This window comes from Nocardiopsis metallicus, from assembly GCF_014201115.1.
In the GTDB taxonomy this organism is placed as follows: domain Bacteria; phylum Actinomycetota; class Actinomycetes; order Streptosporangiales; family Streptosporangiaceae; genus Nocardiopsis; species Nocardiopsis metallicus.
The window spans coordinates 4,606,511-4,621,165 of the sequence record NZ_JACHDO010000001.1; the positions used below are offsets into that span (position 1 = coordinate 4,606,511).

Consider the following 14,655-nt stretch of genomic DNA (forward strand, 5'->3'; position numbering starts at 1 on the left):
AGGGGATTCCTCCCGCCCGGCAGATGTACTCCTGCCGGGCAGATCAAAAGGGCTCAGGGAACAGCGAAGGTTGGTGAGGCGTCAGGACATGGGCAGGTATCCCAACATGACGTCGCTGATATCGGCCTCGGTCAGCACGCCCTGATACAGGTGGACGTCGCTGATGTCACCGGCCCACTGACCGTTGAAGTTCGACTCGAACTGGGAACCGCCGATCACCACCGGTCCGTTCGCGTGCCAGGCGTCAGGCACCGCCACCGGTTCTTGGGCCGTCCCGTCCACATACAGCGTGGCCTCACGCCGGGTGTGGTCGTAGGTGGCCGCAAGGTGCGTCCACCGGCCGAACTCGGGTGCCTGCTCGGACAGGGAACGGTGCCAACCGCTGGCCCCGGTCCGGTCTTCGGGCGGCAGCTTCATCACCCAGTTGTCCCAGTCGAAGGTGTACTGGTAGCTGAGATAGAACGCACTGTGGTCGGTGCCGTTCTGGGCCACCGTGGCCGCGTTATGACCGACCTCGTCCAACCGCACCCAGGCCGCCACGCTGTAGCTGCGGTCCGTGCGCACCGCGGGACCGTCGGTGTGCAGGTGTTCCTTGTGGTCCATGTCCAGGCTGACGCCGGGAGCGAAGGTGACATCGTTCATGGCCTGGTTCCACGCGGTGAGCGGGTCGGCCTCCAGCGTGGCGTCCAACCCGTGGTCGGAGGCATCGGCTGCGACTGTTCCCTCGGTCTCGTCCAGCTTCCAACGCCCTTCCAGCGCGGCGGGACGGTTGGCCAGCTCCCACACCTCGGGGTGCACTTCGCCGTCCTCGTACACCGCATCGTCCAGGACCGAGCGGTCCCACACGCGCACGTCGTCGATACCGCCGGGCCAGTGGTAGGTCAGGTTTCCCTGGTGCTGTCCGCCTCCGATGACCAGGCCGCCCTCGGCTTTCCATGCCGTGGGGTGCTGGACCCGGGATTGCTCCACCCCGTCGACGTACAGGGCGAGCTCGCCGGTGTCGGGGCTGTAGGTGCCCAGCAGGTGGGTCCACACCCCGAGTTCGACCGGGTCGCTGGCGTTGGCGTAGGTCCACCCGGACGCACCAGAGGTGGGCCCGTCGTCGTGCGGGGCCATCTTGAAGGTCCAGGCCTGGGTGCTGTGCCCCTGGTAGCCCAGGTGGAAGCCGGACTGGAACTCACCGGCCTGGGAAACGGCGGTGGCGTTGCCTTCGGGGATCTCGTCCAGGTACACCCAGGCCGAGACCGCGAACGAGCCGGTGGTGTCGATGACCGGATCAGCGGTGTTCAACAGGCTGTCACCGCCGAGATCCACCGCGGTTCCCTCCAACCGGTAGGAGTCCGCGTTGGGATGGCCGACCCGGCCGCGGGTCCAGTCGATGCCGCCCGAGGCACTCGCGGTGCGACCCGCCTCCATCACGTCGGTGGCGGTGGTGCCTTGGCCTTCGTCCAGCGGGAAGTAGGAGACCGGACCGGCGGGCGGAGCGACGGTGAAGGTGTACACCAGGCCGCATTCGGAAGAGTTGCCGAAGGCGTCGGTGATCCGCGCATGAATCAGGTTCGGCCCATCGCGGGTCGGCGTGATGGGCACCGTCACCGACGCCCCCGGTGCATCGAGCTCGAGCTCGGTGGCACACGTGGCGTCGTTGACGCTGTAGTGGTAGGAGGTGGCCTGCTCGACGCCGTTGTTGGCGAAGGTGAACTCCCCCGAACGCCCCACCGAGCCATGGGCGGTGTCCCCGGCCGGGTAATCGTCCGAGGTCACCCCGGGGCCGGAGTCGGGTTTGGTGGTGTCGGCCTCAATGAAGCACCACGAAGACCAGGGGCCCCAGTGGGAGCGGTCATGGCCGCGTACCCGGTAGGCGATCAACTCGCCTTCGGGGAGATCTCGCGCTGTCACCGGCCGGTAGGAACCGCCCGGCCATTTGCCCACGGTCACATAGGCCGAGTCGGCGGTTCCCAACCGTTCGTCCACCCCGGTGAGCTTCCACTCGAACTGGGACTTGACCTGCTGACCCACCCAGTAGGAGTCCCGGTCCCGGATCTGAGCGTTGAACCTGACCGTGGTCTCGTTGATCAACCGAGGCTGCGTGCGGTCGGTTTGGCACGCCCCGCCCAGCGAGTCCGAGATGGTAGAGGTCACTGGCCGCTCGGGCGGGTGGTTGTAGTCCACCACCAGCACCGGCGGGTTGTCGCTGGTGTCGAAACGGCGCCAGGCGCTGCTGCTGGTTTCGTTGCTCCCCTTCAAACGCAGGTAGATGTGCGAGGCGTTGTTGTTGACCCCCCACCGGTAGGCGGATGTGGCGTCGAACTCCGTCCCACGCTCGGAAGGGCAGGCCGCCCAGCCGTCGGTGACGTTCTGGGTGTCCAGCACCCCGCCCCGGGTGGCGGGCTGGTTGTTCCAGGTGGTGTTGCGGTTGAACGCCGACACCCGCTGCAACTCGATGTGCGCGGTGCTACCGCAGGTGTAGGCCCAGTCCACCTCGGTGCGCAACGTCGCGGAGTTGATGATGGTGTTCGGGTGGTTGGTGCGGGCCATCACCGTGAACTGGAAGAACGAGCGCCGGGTGAAGGTCCCTTCAGGCCCGGAGTAGTGGCCCACCCCGGCAGAGGTCGAGGGGTTGAAGTTGGCGGCATTCGGATAGGTGGCGTCGACGTAGGCCCAGTTGGGGCGGCTCGCGCTCACCGAGGGGTCAATGTGGACCGGATATTGGGTGGCTTCGTCGGAGAGCATGTCCTGGTCGGGTACCAGCCGGAGCCGGTCCACCTCCACCGAGGTCTCCATCTGTTGGGCCCGTGCTCCAGCCGGGGCCGACACCAGGGGGTCCGTTTCTTCGTCTCCGGAGGAGTCCCACATCAGCGGGGCCGGAGCGGAGAAGACGCTCTGGCCACCTGCGTCGCCGGTCGCGTCGAGGTTGCCGTGCTCGTCGGCGGTCATGGTCACACCGTTAGTGGACAGTGACAGGTCGAGTTCGGCCAGCTCGGAGTGCTGGGCTGCCTCTGGGGTGTGTACGACCAGGACCTGGGTGAAACCCTCGGCTCCGGCGGTCAGGACCAGGTCCACGTCCGGAAGCACGTCGGTATAGGTGGCCTGATTGCCATCGATCACGGGTTCGGGGAGGTCGTTCACCCAGCCCAGGGCGACGCTGTTGGAGCCGATCCCGATATGGGCCATCGCGTCATCGCCACCGCCGGAGAAGGCGATGTCCATGCTCGCCGCCTTGGGCCGCACCAGCCCGTCCTCTGTCTGGACCAGGGTGGTGTCCACATCCACCCAACCGCCCTCGGAGCGCACCCGGGCCGGGATCGCGGAGATCTCCGCGGTCAGGGACCCGTCGGGGTGGGCGAAGTGCTGGGTCTTCTCATCCGTGAGCCCGGGGATCTCCACCGGCTCACCGGTCTGCTCCGCCAAAGCCAGAGCGTCCAGCTCCTGTTGCTCCTCGGAGCTGGCGGGATCTGGCAGATCGGGCTCAGCGGCCACAGGGGGAGCAGCGAGTAGCGACAGGGCCAGGGCACTGGCAGTCACGATCGTCGTCGCACGGGTCAAGGGGTGACGCATGGGTGGACCTGTTCGCGTTTCGGGGATGCGCCGCACCCAGCAAGCTGGGCTCGGTGTGTCGGGGAGGAGCGACGGTATCCACAGGACGCGACTTGAGGCAACCTGCATATCCCCAGTTCAACAAGGCTCCCGAGAGCCATCAGAGGGGCTTTGACCTCGGGCTAAACAGATCCGTGGCAACAATGCGACAACATAAATTATGGGCGATTTGTGATTGTTTGTTACTCGGACTACATCTTGTTCCCGAATGGCAAGACGCTCTTTGTGTGGGCGGACACGCAATCATCAGCACCGTCAGCCGCACTGCACACACCCAGGTGCGTCCGTCCACTGGGGGCGTTCCAGATCCGGGCCGCCGCCCTCCAGGGACTCGCCCCAACGCTCCCAGGTACTGGGGATGAACTGCATCGGACCGATTCCCCGGTCCCACCGGGTGTCGCCTTACCTCCGCCGCGCGGCCAGCGCGACGAAGGCGGCAGCGTGCGCCGAGCACCCCAGCGGTTCAGCAGCGGGGGCAGCAGGGCCGAACCGAGCACGGCCGCCAGGCCCTGCGGCAGGAACTCCAGCCCGGCCGCCATCGGGCTGAGCCCGAGCCCGTCCTGGACGTGGGTGGTGTAGACGAAGTGCAGCGTGTTCACCACCCCCATGACCACGAAGATCAGCACCGCGCTGACCACCAGGGAACGCGTGGTGAGCAGCCGGAGTGTGAGCAGGGGGTCGGTGCTGCGGCGCTCCGCCAGGAGCAGCAGGCCAAGGACCGCGAGACCGAGCGCGACCGCACCCCGCTCCCCCAGGACAGCGCGCCCAGTTCCTGGAAACGTGAGATGCCGAGGACCACCAGCAGCGAACCCCCGGTGACCCGGCTCGCGCCGGGCAACGCCCTGGCCCGCCAGGACGTGCGCTCCCAGTAGGGCGCCCAGCGTCAGCAGGAGGCCCGGCGGCGGGAAGGGGCCGGGCTCTAGGGTCCGACCCGAGGAAGCAGGCCGCCGCGCCGAAGGCTTGGGGCGTTCGCGAACGGGTAGCCAACCAGGAGTTCCGTTGTCGGCGTTGCGGGAGCGACCATGTACCGGCGGTTGGACAGAAGCCGCGGACCAGTGCTGGGTTACGAGATCGAGGGCGCCCTCGACGGCGGCGAGTACGCGGAGCTCTCCCACGAGGTGAGCGCCGCCGTCTCCGCGCACGGAAGCGTACGGCTGCTGCTCCGGATGCCGGGGCTGCCGGGCACCGAGATCTCCGCGAACGACGACCGGTTCCGCTTCGTCAGGGACCACCTGGGCGGTATCGAACGCCTGGCGGTGGTCGGCGAACACCGGGGACTGGAGTGGCTGGTCAGGGCGGCGGACAAGTTGACCGGCACCGACATCAAACACTTTCCGCCCGACGGCGAGGACGTCGCCTGGGTGTGGGTGGAGGCTTGAGGCACCAGGCAGTCCACCGTCGGGGAGGCAGGAACACAGAGTAGGGAGCGACCATGTACACGCGGTTGGAACCCAGTCACGAGAACGTACTCGGATTCGAGGTCGAGGGCACAGTCTCCGAGGACTCCTTCCGGGATCTCCTCGAAGAGGTTCGTTCCGCCATCGACCGATACGGCGCGGTACGCCTCCTGATCCGGATCCGGGACTGGCCCACCACCGAGAACCCGACGGTGGGCGGGCGCCTGCGGCTCGCCCGCGAACAGCTTCCCGGCATCGAACGCTACGCGTTGGTGGCAGACGAGCACGCGCTCGCTTCCCTCACCTCGCTGGCGGACGCCTTCGTCGACATGGACCTGCGCTTCTTCGATCTCGATCAGGAGGACTCCGCCTGGGCCTGGGCGGGCGCCTCCGGACCCGCTGACGAGGACCCGGGGTGATCCCGGTGGCGACGGCCGCCGTCCGGGAGTTCTCCGGCCGCGTGGAGGCGCCCTCCTCGGGTAGGCCCCGGGGAAAGCCGCAGATACGTTTCGGGGGAGACATGTACCAGCGTTTGGAACGCGGCCAGGGGAACGTCGTCGCCTATGAGATCGGAGATTCCGTCACCGAGGAGGAGGTTCGGGAGATACTCGGCCAGCTGCGCGAGGCGGTCGGCGAGCACGGCAGGATCCGTCTCCTCGTCCGGATGAGGGGGTGGCCCGAGAACGCGACCGCCGCCCTCACCGAACGTCTGAGGTTCGCCAAGGACCACTTCGGGGACATCGACCGCTACGCCGTCGTCGGTGACCACCGGCTCGCCGAGTTCCTCACCGAGGCCACGGACAAGGTCGTCGACATGGAGCTGCGGCACTTCGACCACAGCGACGAGGAGGCCGCGTGGGCCTGGGTCGGAGGGAGCTGAGCCCTTCCGGTCAGGCGGACGCGTCGGCGTAGGCGTGCGCGTAGGCCAGGACGTCGGCGACGTAGGAACCGGAGCGGTTGTACGACAGGATCGCCGCCTCCCAGTCCTGCTCCGTGATCAGGTCGCGGCCGTCGGCGCACAGGTAGCGGGCGGCCGAGAGCGCCGCGTCGTCGATGTTGTGCGGATCCGGGCTGCCGCCCTCCAGGGACTCGCCCCACCGCTCCCAGGTACTGGGGATGAACTGCATCGGACCGATCGCCCGGTCCCACTCGGTGTCGCCGTCCAACTCGCCGCCGTCGGTGTCCGGGATGGCCTGGGTGTTGTTGGTGCCGTCCAGCGGGATCCCGATGATGTCCACGGTCGTGTTGCCGTCCGGGCCGATCTCACCGCCCGCGTAGGTACCGTGGCGGGACTCCACGTACCCGATTCCCGCCAGCGTGGGCCACGAGAGCTGACATCCGGGCTGGTCGGCGTTGACCACCAGCTGGGCGCTGGCGTAACCCTCCAGGGCCCGGCGCGGTACACCGCTGCTCTCGGAGACCTCGTCTAGCCACTCGTCGCTGGGCCGCAGCGCCCCGGCGGGCTGGGAGCGCTCGTCCGCGCCCGCGGCGGCCTCGGCCGGTTCGTTCCCGCTCTCGTCCTCGTTCCCCTGGGCCTGGACCCCGCTCAGCGCGGGCGGGCCGGTGAGCTCGTCGTGCGGCGGGGTGGCGATGCTCCCGTCCCCGGGGTCCACGACGGCGGCGCTCGGCGGCTCCCAGCTGTTGAGCGCGCTGGACACCCGCCCGACCAGGACCACGACCCCCGCCGTCACCAGGAGACACACGACCAGGGTCAGGCTGACCGCCACCGCCGGTCCGCGTCGGCGACGCCGACGGTGCCCGGGGGCACCGGACTCGCTGTCACCCATGCAGTCCTCCAAGAGAAAGTCACCGTCGGATCACGGGACAACAAAACACGCCCCATAGTCGCACACCGTCGCCACTCGATCGCACCCCCCTGAGGCAATAGGTCTCGAGCAGCTGTCCGGGCAGCGCAAAGGGCGCCCCGGTCAACCGGGACGCCCTCGGTACCGCGTGGTACGTACGGCTAGCGGTGCGGGTTCACCACGACCTCGACGCGCTGGAACTCCTTCAGGTCCGTGTAACCCGAGGTCGCCATGGTCCGGCGCAGGGCGCCCATGAGGTTCATGGAACCGTCGCTGGTGGAGGCCGGGCCGTGCAGGATCGACTTCAGGTCGCCGATCGTGCCCACCTCGACCCGCTCGCCGCGCGGCAGCTCGTTGTGGTGGGCCTCGCTGCCCCAGTGGTAGCCGCCGCCGGGCGCCTCGGCGGCACGGGCCAGCGGCGAGCCGACCATGACGGCGTCGGCGCCGCAGGCCAGGGCCTTGGCGATGTCACCGCTGCCGGTCATGCCGCCGTCGGCGATGACGTGCACGTAGCGGCCGCCGGACTCGTCGAGGTAGTCGCGGCGGGCCGCGGCGACGTCGCCGATGGCGCTGGCCATCGGGACCGCCACACCCAGCACCGAGCGGGTGGTGTGGCCGGAGCCGCCGCCGAAACCGACCAGCACACCGGCGGCGCCGGTGCGCATCAGGTGCAGGGCCGCGGTGTAGGTGGCGCAGCCGCCGACCACGACGGGGACGTCGAGGTCGTAGATGAACTGCTTGAGGTTGAGCGGCTCGGCCCGCCCGGAGACGTGCTCGGCCGAGACCGTGGTGCCGCGGATGACGAAGATGTCCACCCCGGCGTCCACGACCGCCTTGTGGTACTGGGCGGTGCGCTGCGGCGACAGCCGCGCGGCCGTGACCAGGCCCGCGTCGCGGATCTCCTCGATCCGGCGGCCGATCAGCTCCTCCTGGATCGGCGCCGCGTAGATCTCCTGCAGACGCCTGGTCGCGGCGACCTTGTCGAGTTCGCGAATCTCCTGGAGCAGCGGCTCCGGGTCCTCGTAGCGGGTCCACAGACCCTCGAGGTCCAGGACGCCGAGGCCGCCCTGCTCACCGACCGCGACGACCGTCTGGGGCGAGGCGACACTGTCCATGGGGCTGACGACCAGGGGCGTCTCGAACCGGTAGGCGTCGATCTGCCAGGCGATCGACACCTCCTCCGGGTCGCGGGTCCGTCGCGCGGGCACGATCCCGATCTCGTCGAGTTCGTAGGCACGACGCCCGTTCTTGCCCAGCCCGATCTCCACCTGAGCCAACTCTTCGCTTCCCCTCTGACGTGCGGCGCCGGTCGGTCGACCGGCGCATGACCGCGGACGCGAGTCTATCGGTCCGCGACCAGGCCGTCGGCGGCGGCGCCAGGCCCCCGGTCCACGGCCCCGGAAGGATTTCGCTCCCCTCCCCGGAGATGATCTTGCTACCAGAAGCGATTTGGGCGCCGAACTTGCCCCTGGTAGCAAGATCACGCGGGGTGGGGCGGCTGCGTCAGCGCGCGTTGTAGTTCGGCGCTTCCACCGTCATCTTGATGTCGTGCGGGTGGCTCTCGCGCAGACCGGCGCTGGTGATGCGCATCAGCTGGCCGCGTTCGCGCAGCTCCGGCACGGTGCGGCTGCCCGCGTACCACATGGACTGGTGCAGGCCGCCGACCAGCTGGTGGGCCACGGCGGAGAGCGGGCCGCGGAACGGCACCTGGCCCTCGATGCCCTCGGGGACCAGCTTGTCCTCGGAGGCGACGTCCGCCTGGGCGTAGCGGTCCTTGGAGAAGGAGCGGCCGCGCATCGCGCCCAGCGAGCCCATGCCGCGGTAGGCCTTGAACTGCTTGCCGTTGATGAAGATGAGCTCGCCCGGGCTCTCCTCGACACCGGCGAGGAGGCTGCCGAGCATCACGGTGCTGGCACCGGCCACGATGGCCTTGGCGATCTCACCGGAGTACTGGAGGCCGCCGTCGGCGATCAGCGGGACGTCCGCGGGACCGCAGGCCTTGCCCGCCTCGAGGATGGCGGTGAGCTGCGGGGCGCCCACACCGGCGACGACACGGGTGGTGCAGATGGAGCCCGGGCCCACGCCGACCTTGACGGCGTCGGCACCGGCGTCGATGAGCAGCTGGGCCCCGGCACGGGTGGCGACGTTGCCCGCGACGATGTCCGCGCGGGAGTTGGCCTTGAGCTTGGCGACCATGTCGGCGAGGCCGGAGGAGTGGCCGTGCGCGGTGTCGACGACGATGAAGTCCACCCCGGCGTCGATGAGCTGCTTGGCGCGCTCCTCGGCCTCGGTGCCCACGCCGACCGCGCCGCCGACCACGAGACGGCCGTCGGCGTCCTTGGTGGCGTTGGGGAACTGCTCGCTCTTGATGAAGTCCTTGACGGTGATCAGCCCGCGCAGGCGGTTCTGGCCGTCGACCAGGGGCAGCTTCTCGACCTTGTGCCTGCGCAGCAGCTCGAAGGCCTGCTCGCGGCTGACACCGACGGGTGCGGTGACCAGGTTCTCGGTGGTCATGACGTCGCGGACCAGCCGGGAGCGGTCGGTCTCGAACCGCATGTCGCGGTTGGTGACGATGCCGACCAGGGAGCCCTGGCCGTCGGTGACCGGGACACCGGAGATGCGGTAGTGGGCGCACAGGCGCTCCACCTCGGCGAGGTCGTCCTCGGGCTTACAGGTGACCGGGTCGGTGACCATTCCGGCCTCGGAGCGCTTCACGAGGTCGATCTGGGCCGCCTGGTCCTCAGCGGAGAGGTTGCGGTGCAGCACGCCGGCGCCGCCCTGGCGGGCCATCGCCACGGCCATGCGGGCCTCGGTGACGGTGTCCATAGCGGCGGAGAGCAGCGGGATGCTGAGGCTGATGTTGCGCGAGAGCTTGGTGGTGGTGTCCACCTCGCCCGGCTGCAAGTCCGAGTAGGCCGGTACCAGCAGGACGTCGTCGTAGGTCAGCCCCGGCGGGAGCAGTTTGTCCCCGTAGTCGCTGTAGTCCTGGCTCATGACACAACCTCCGCTGTTCCCGGCAACACCTGCGCGGTTCGCCCCCGCGTGTCGTCTCATCCTAGGTCGTCGCCGACGGCCCGCCCCGTGGAATGAGATGTTCGCCCCGTCACCTCGGTCACGAAGCGATCAAGGGGGCGGGCGAGGGCAGGCGGACGGGACCGCTCCCACGGGTGTGGGCGCGGTCCGGGTCAACCGGAGGGGTCAGCCGGGGTAGCGGCAGTAGCCCCGGCGGCGGGGTCGTGCCGGACACGAGCGGCGCCCCGGGCGGGGGCCGCGGCCGTGCTCATGGGAGGACGCGGTTCGCCAGGGCCACCTTCCGAAGCCGAGCAATAGCTCGGTGCTGGGCAACCCGTACCGCACCTGCCGACATACCAAGGAGATGTCCCGTCTCGTCTGCTGTAAGTCCTGTGATCACCCGCATGACCAGCAGCCTGCGCTGCTGTTCGGGTAGTTCGTCGAGGAGTTCTCTGGCCCGTTGCGCCTCGATCACGCGTACCGCGGACTCCTCGGGGCCCGGGCCGTCGTCCGGGGGTTCGGGCACGGTGTCGGTGGGGACCGTCTCCACCCGGCCGGCCACGCGCAGGGTGTCCGCGACCTTGTGCGCGGCGATGCCGAACACGAAGGAGGCGAAGGGCCTGCCCCGGTCCTGGTAGCGGGGGATCGCCGTGAGCAGGGCGATGCATACTTCCTGCGCCACGTCGTCCGAGTAGTGCGCCAGCCCGGAGACCCGGGCCAGGCGGGTACGGCAGTAGCGCACCACCATGGGTCTGACCTCGCGCAGCAGCGAGTCCATGGCCCCGTCGTCGCCCTGGACGGCGAGAGACCCCAGATGGTTCAACCCCGTGTCTCGCGTAGCGGGGTCCGCCTCCTCACGCCCTCCGGGCGCACCTGGCGTACCTGTCCGCTGCGCGGTAACGCCCCCCCGGGCGCCTGCATCCGTCACGTTACGAATGATGCCCGCTGTTGGGGACCCAACCACTCCAATCAGCAACTACGGAATGGTCACATTTTGGAAAAATAGCCCGAAACCGGTACGTAGGTGCGGGTGTGAAACGGCTCTCCCGTGGTAGTGAGCGGGGGCGGAGCGCTCAGGCGCCCCACCCCCGAACCAAGCACTACCTGACCAGGAAACCGGCCGGGCGGCGGTACGAACCGACGCCGCTAGTGCGCGTGGCCGTGGCCGTGGCCGTCGTCCTCGGCCTCCTCGGGCTTGTCCGCGACCAGCACCTCGGTGGTCAGCAGCATGCCCGCGATGGAAGCGGCGTTCTGGACGGCCGAGCGGGAGACCTTCACCGGGTCGATGATGCCCTCGGCGGTCAGGTCGCCGTAGGCGCCGGTGGCGGCGTTGTAGCCGTGGCCGACCTCCATCTCGGAGACGCGGTGCGTGACCACGTAGCCCTCGGCGCCAGCGTTCTCCGCGATCCACCGGGCCGGCTCGACCAGCGCGCGGCGCACGATGGAGACACCGGTGGCCTCGTCACCGGTCATGCCGAGGTCGTCCAGAGCGGTCGAAGCGTGCACCAGGGAGGCGCCGCCACCGGCCACGATGCCCTCCTCGATGGCCGCACGGGTCGCCGAGATGGCGTCCTCGAGACGGTGCTTCTTCTCCTTGAGCTCGACCTCGGTGGCCGCGCCCACGCTCAGCACCGAGACGCCGCCCGCGAGCTTGGCCAGGCGCTCCTGGAGCTTCTCGCGGTCCCAGTCGGAGTCGCTCGCCTCGATCTCCTTGCGGATCTGGCGGACGCGGTCCTCGACCTCGGACTGGTCGCCGCCGCCGTCGACGACGGTGGTGGTGTCCTTGGTGATGGTGATGCGACGGGCGGTGCCCAGCGCGGACAGGTCGGCGTTCTCCAGGGTCAGGCCGACCTCCTCGGAGATGACCTGGCCGCCGGTCAGCACGGCGATGTCCTGGAGCATGGCCTTGCGGCGCTCGCCGAAGCCGGGCGCCTTGACCGCGGCGACGTTGAGGGTGCCGCGCATCTTGTTCAGCACCAGTGCGCCCAGGGCGTCGCCCTCGACGTCCTCGGCGATGATCAGCAGCGGCTTCTTGTTCTGCACGATCTGCTCGAGCAGCGGCAACAGCTCGTTCAGGTTGCCGATCTTGCCCTGGCTGATGAGGATCTGGGCGTCCTCGAGGACGGCCTCCTGGCGGTCCCCGTCAGTGACGAAGTAGGGCGAGATGTAGCCCTTGTCGAACTGCAGGCCCTCGGTGAAGTCGAGGTCCAGACCGAAGGTCGGGGACTCCTCCACCGTGATGACGCCGTCCTTGCCGACCTTGTCGAAGGCCTCGGCGATCAGGTCGCCGATCTGGGCGTCCTGGGCGGAGTTGGTCGCCACGTAGGCGATGTCCGCGCGCTCCTTGATCGGCACGGCGCGGCTGAGCAGGATCTCGGAGACCTTGCCGGCCGCGGCGTCGATGCCCCGCTTGAGGGACATCGGGGACGCGCCGGCGGCGACGCTGCGGATGCCCTCGCGGACCAGCGCCTGGGCCAGCACGGTGGCGGTGGTGGTGCCGTCACCCGCGGCGTCGTTGGTCTTGGTGGCGACCTCCTTGACCAGCTGTGCGCCCAGGTTCTCGTAGGGCTCGTCCAGCTCGATCTCACGGGCGACGGTCACGCCGTCGTTCGTGATGGTGGGGGCGCCGAACTTCTTGTCGATGACGACGTTGCGGCCGCGCGGGCCCAACGTCACCTTCACGGCGTCGGCGAGGCGGTTGACGCCCCGCTCGAGGGAACGGCGGGCGTCGTCCTCGAACTCAAGGATCTTCGGCATGTGTGAGTGCTTCCTCTAACGGCTCGGGTCAAAAACGAGCATCCCGCCCCGCCCGGCTTCGAGGGCCGACCGGTGCGGGATGCTGATGGCTTTTCGCCTGAAGGCTCTTGGCCGCGAACTACTTCTCGACGACCGCGAGGAGGTCGCGGGCGGAGAGCACCAGGTACTCCTGGCCGTCGTACTTGACCTCGGTGCCGCCGTACTTGCTGTACAGGACGACGTCACCGACGTTGACGTCGAGGGCAACGCGCTTGCCGTTGTCGTCGAGGCGACCGGGACCCACGGCCAGGATCTCGCCCTCCTGGGGCTTCTCCTTGGCGGTGTCCGGAATGACCAGACCGGAGGCAGTGGTCTGCTCGGCCTCCAGGGTCTTGACCACGACGCGGTCCTCGAGCGGCTTCAGCACGGTCTTGGTGGCGGTCGACACTGTGTGACCTCCCCCTTCAAAGTCTCGGTGTCACTGACGTCAGCCCGTGCGAAGGCACGGACCAACTGCGTAAAAGGGGCGACCGCGGCGGCCTGTCGTCGCGGGTGCCAGACCGGCCTCGTCGCGTTTAGCACTCTACCCCCGAGAGTGCCAGAATGGAAATGTGATGAGGCCCCCGGCCACGGGGAGGGCCCACCACTCCGTCGTGCCCACAGCTGGAGGTTCCATGCGCGTACCCGCCTTCTCGGCGCTGCTCACCGAAGCGGGGCGGGAGGTCCTCGCGGAGGTGGACCCCACTGCGGCGGCCAAGGACCCCCTGGTCACCGCCTCCCAGCTGCGCGAGAACCCGAAGGTGGCCGCACTCGACCCCGACCTTCCGGTGTCCGAGCTGGTCAACGCGGTGATGACCCAGGTAAGCCTGCGCGAGCGGGGCCGGGCCAAATTCGGGGAGAACGCCGAGCGAATGTTCTTCACCCCGAACGGCCTGGAGCAGTCGACCCGGCGGACCGTGGCCGAGTACCGCGCGGAGCGGACCGCCCGGCACCTGCCCGGCTCTGTTGCCGTGAGCGGCGGCGGAGGCCGCGCGAGTGCGGGGGATCTGTGCTGCGGGGTCGGCGCTGACCTGCTGGCGCTGGCCGGACGCGGCGTCTCGGTGGAGGGCGTGGACGCCGACCCGCTGACCGTGGCGGTGGCCCGCGCCAACATCGAGGCGCTGGGGCTGTCCGGGCACGCGCGCGTCCGCGAGGGCGACGTGAACGAGGTGACGGCGGGCGACTACCCGCTGCTGTTCTGCGATCCGGCCCGGCGCGGCGGCCGGGGCCGGGTGTTCGACCCGGCCGCCTACTCGCCGCCGTGGGACGTGGCGACCCGGCTGGCGGAGCGGGCCGAGGCGGCCTGCCTGAAGGCGGCTCCGGGCATTCCGCACGAGGTCCTGTCCCCCGCCGCCTCGGCCGAGTGGATCTCGGTGGACGGCGAGTTGAAGGAGACCGCGCTGTGGTTCGGCACCCTGGGCTTCGGGGCCGGGGGTTCCTCGGCGGCGCGGCGCGCGACGGTGCTGCACGAGCGCGCGGGCCTGCTGGCGAGCGAGGGTCCGGTCGCGCATCTGGACGAGGAGCCGGACCTGGGCCCCGCGCCGGTCGCCGCCGCCCGGCGCTACCTGTACGACCCGGACCCGGCCGTGGTCCGCTCCCACCTGGTGGCGGAGGCGGCGGCCAGGGTGGACGGCGCCCTGCTGGACGAGCGCATCGCCTACTTCACCTCGGACCGGGCCGAGCGCTCACCGCTGTGGCGGGTGCTGGAGGTCCTGGAGTTCGCACCGTTCTCCCTGAAGCGGCTGCGTGCGGCCGTACGCGCGCGGAAGGCGGGAACGGTAACGATCAAGAAACGCGGTTCGGCGGTGGACACCGAGAAACTCCGCCGGGACCTGCGGGCCCGCGGACCGGAATCGGTGACCGTCGTGCTCACCCGGATCGGCGAAAGGCCCTTCTCCCTGCTCTGCCGCGAGGTCGAGGCGCCCCGGACGGCCTGAGCGCGCCCGCGGGGCGCAGACCGTATCGTTACCTCCCACGCCGATAACTTTCGAGGACCCCTAGGGTCACACCGGGTGATGTCGTTAAACTGGCGCCGCTGAATTCTTTCCCTTCTCATGGGCATCCCCGGA

The 14,655-nt window shown here is 69.4% G+C and carries 12 protein-coding genes; 5 read left to right on the top strand and 7 right to left on the bottom strand.

Features of this window, described 5'->3' with window-relative positions; all coding sequences use genetic code 11:
- Nucleotides 1–81: 81 nt before the first annotated feature.
- Entirely contained in the window at nucleotides 82–3,558 is a 3,477-nt protein-coding gene (locus HNR07_RS20025; protein ID WP_184366307.1) for a LamG domain-containing protein, read from the bottom strand.
- Nucleotides 3,559–4,181: 623 nt separating this feature from the next.
- Between HNR07_RS20025 and HNR07_RS20035 the strand changes: the two genes are divergently transcribed.
- From HNR07_RS20035 to HNR07_RS20050, 4 genes are all read left to right on the top strand, one after another.
- A complete protein-coding gene (locus HNR07_RS20035) occupies nucleotides 4,182–4,469 on the top strand; it encodes a hypothetical protein (RefSeq protein ID WP_184366308.1) in 288 nt (95 codons plus the stop codon).
- Between the two features lie 183 nt (nucleotides 4,470–4,652).
- Nucleotides 4,653–4,976 carry a SpoIIAA family protein gene (locus HNR07_RS20040; protein WP_221318882.1) on the top strand — a complete coding sequence of 108 codons (324 nt, stop codon included), beginning with the start codon at nucleotides 4,653–4,655 and terminating at the stop codon, nucleotides 4,974–4,976.
- Nucleotides 4,977–5,029: 53 nt separating this feature from the next.
- Nucleotides 5,030–5,413, top strand: coding sequence for a SpoIIAA family protein (locus HNR07_RS20045; RefSeq protein ID WP_184366310.1), 384 nt, complete (start codon nucleotides 5,030–5,032; stop codon nucleotides 5,411–5,413).
- A 101-nt stretch (nucleotides 5,414–5,514) separates the two neighbouring features.
- Nucleotides 5,515–5,874: a SpoIIAA family protein gene (locus HNR07_RS20050; protein WP_184366311.1), complete on the top strand. Its 360-nt coding sequence runs from the start codon at nucleotides 5,515–5,517 to the stop codon at nucleotides 5,872–5,874.
- A gap of 10 nt (nucleotides 5,875–5,884) precedes the next feature.
- Here HNR07_RS20050 and HNR07_RS20055 read toward each other — a convergent pair whose 3' ends face one another.
- From HNR07_RS20055 to groES, 6 genes are all read right to left on the bottom strand, one after another.
- Nucleotides 5,885–6,781 (bottom strand): lytic transglycosylase domain-containing protein, encoded by an 897-nt coding sequence (locus HNR07_RS20055; protein WP_184366312.1) that lies wholly within the window; start codon nucleotides 6,779–6,781, stop codon nucleotides 5,885–5,887.
- Between the two features lie 179 nt (nucleotides 6,782–6,960).
- Nucleotides 6,961–8,067: a GuaB3 family IMP dehydrogenase-related protein gene (locus HNR07_RS20060; RefSeq protein WP_184372360.1), complete on the bottom strand. Its 1,107-nt coding sequence runs from the start codon at nucleotides 8,065–8,067 to the stop codon at nucleotides 6,961–6,963.
- Between the two features lie 235 nt (nucleotides 8,068–8,302).
- Nucleotides 8,303–9,793: an IMP dehydrogenase gene (guaB, locus tag HNR07_RS20065; RefSeq protein WP_184366313.1), complete on the bottom strand. Its 1,491-nt coding sequence runs from the start codon at nucleotides 9,791–9,793 to the stop codon at nucleotides 8,303–8,305.
- A gap of 286 nt (nucleotides 9,794–10,079) precedes the next feature.
- Nucleotides 10,080–10,739, bottom strand: a complete 660-nt coding sequence (gene shbA, locus HNR07_RS20070) for an RNA polymerase sigma factor ShbA (RefSeq protein WP_083926815.1) — start codon at nucleotides 10,737–10,739, stop codon at nucleotides 10,080–10,082.
- Between the two features lie 218 nt (nucleotides 10,740–10,957).
- Nucleotides 10,958–12,568 (bottom strand): chaperonin GroEL, encoded by a 1,611-nt coding sequence (gene groL, locus HNR07_RS20075; protein ID WP_184366314.1) that lies wholly within the window; start codon nucleotides 12,566–12,568, stop codon nucleotides 10,958–10,960.
- Between the two features lie 118 nt (nucleotides 12,569–12,686).
- The gene (gene groES / locus HNR07_RS20080; protein WP_017582507.1) at nucleotides 12,687–12,995 is read right to left on the bottom strand and encodes a co-chaperone GroES; all 309 of its coding nucleotides are present in this window, start codon (nucleotides 12,993–12,995) and stop codon (nucleotides 12,687–12,689) included.
- A gap of 226 nt (nucleotides 12,996–13,221) precedes the next feature.
- Here groES and HNR07_RS20085 point away from each other — a divergent pair, with 226 nt between their 5' ends.
- On the top strand, nucleotides 13,222–14,523 hold the full coding sequence (locus HNR07_RS20085; RefSeq protein WP_184366315.1) for a class I SAM-dependent methyltransferase: 1,302 nt from the start codon (nucleotides 13,222–13,224) through the stop codon (nucleotides 14,521–14,523).
- Nucleotides 14,524–14,655: the final 132 nt, after the last annotated feature.

Coding starts and splice junctions, on each gene's coding strand:
- HNR07_RS20025 (WP_184366307.1), bottom strand. CDS start 3,558: ATGCGTCACCCCTTGACCCGTGCGACGACGATCGTGACTGCCAGTGCC.
- HNR07_RS20045 (WP_184366310.1), top strand. CDS start 5,030: ATGTACACGCGGTTGGAACCCAGTCACGAGAACGTACTCGGATTCGAG.
- HNR07_RS20050 (WP_184366311.1), top strand. CDS start 5,515: ATGTACCAGCGTTTGGAACGCGGCCAGGGGAACGTCGTCGCCTATGAG.
- HNR07_RS20055 (WP_184366312.1), bottom strand. CDS start 6,781: ATGGGTGACAGCGAGTCCGGTGCCCCCGGGCACCGTCGGCGTCGCCGA.
- guaB (WP_184366313.1), bottom strand. CDS start 9,793: ATGAGCCAGGACTACAGCGACTACGGGGACAAACTGCTCCCGCCGGGG.
- groL (WP_184366314.1), bottom strand. CDS start 12,568: ATGCCGAAGATCCTTGAGTTCGAGGACGACGCCCGCCGTTCCCTCGAG.
- HNR07_RS20085 (WP_184366315.1), top strand. CDS start 13,222: ATGCGCGTACCCGCCTTCTCGGCGCTGCTCACCGAAGCGGGGCGGGAG.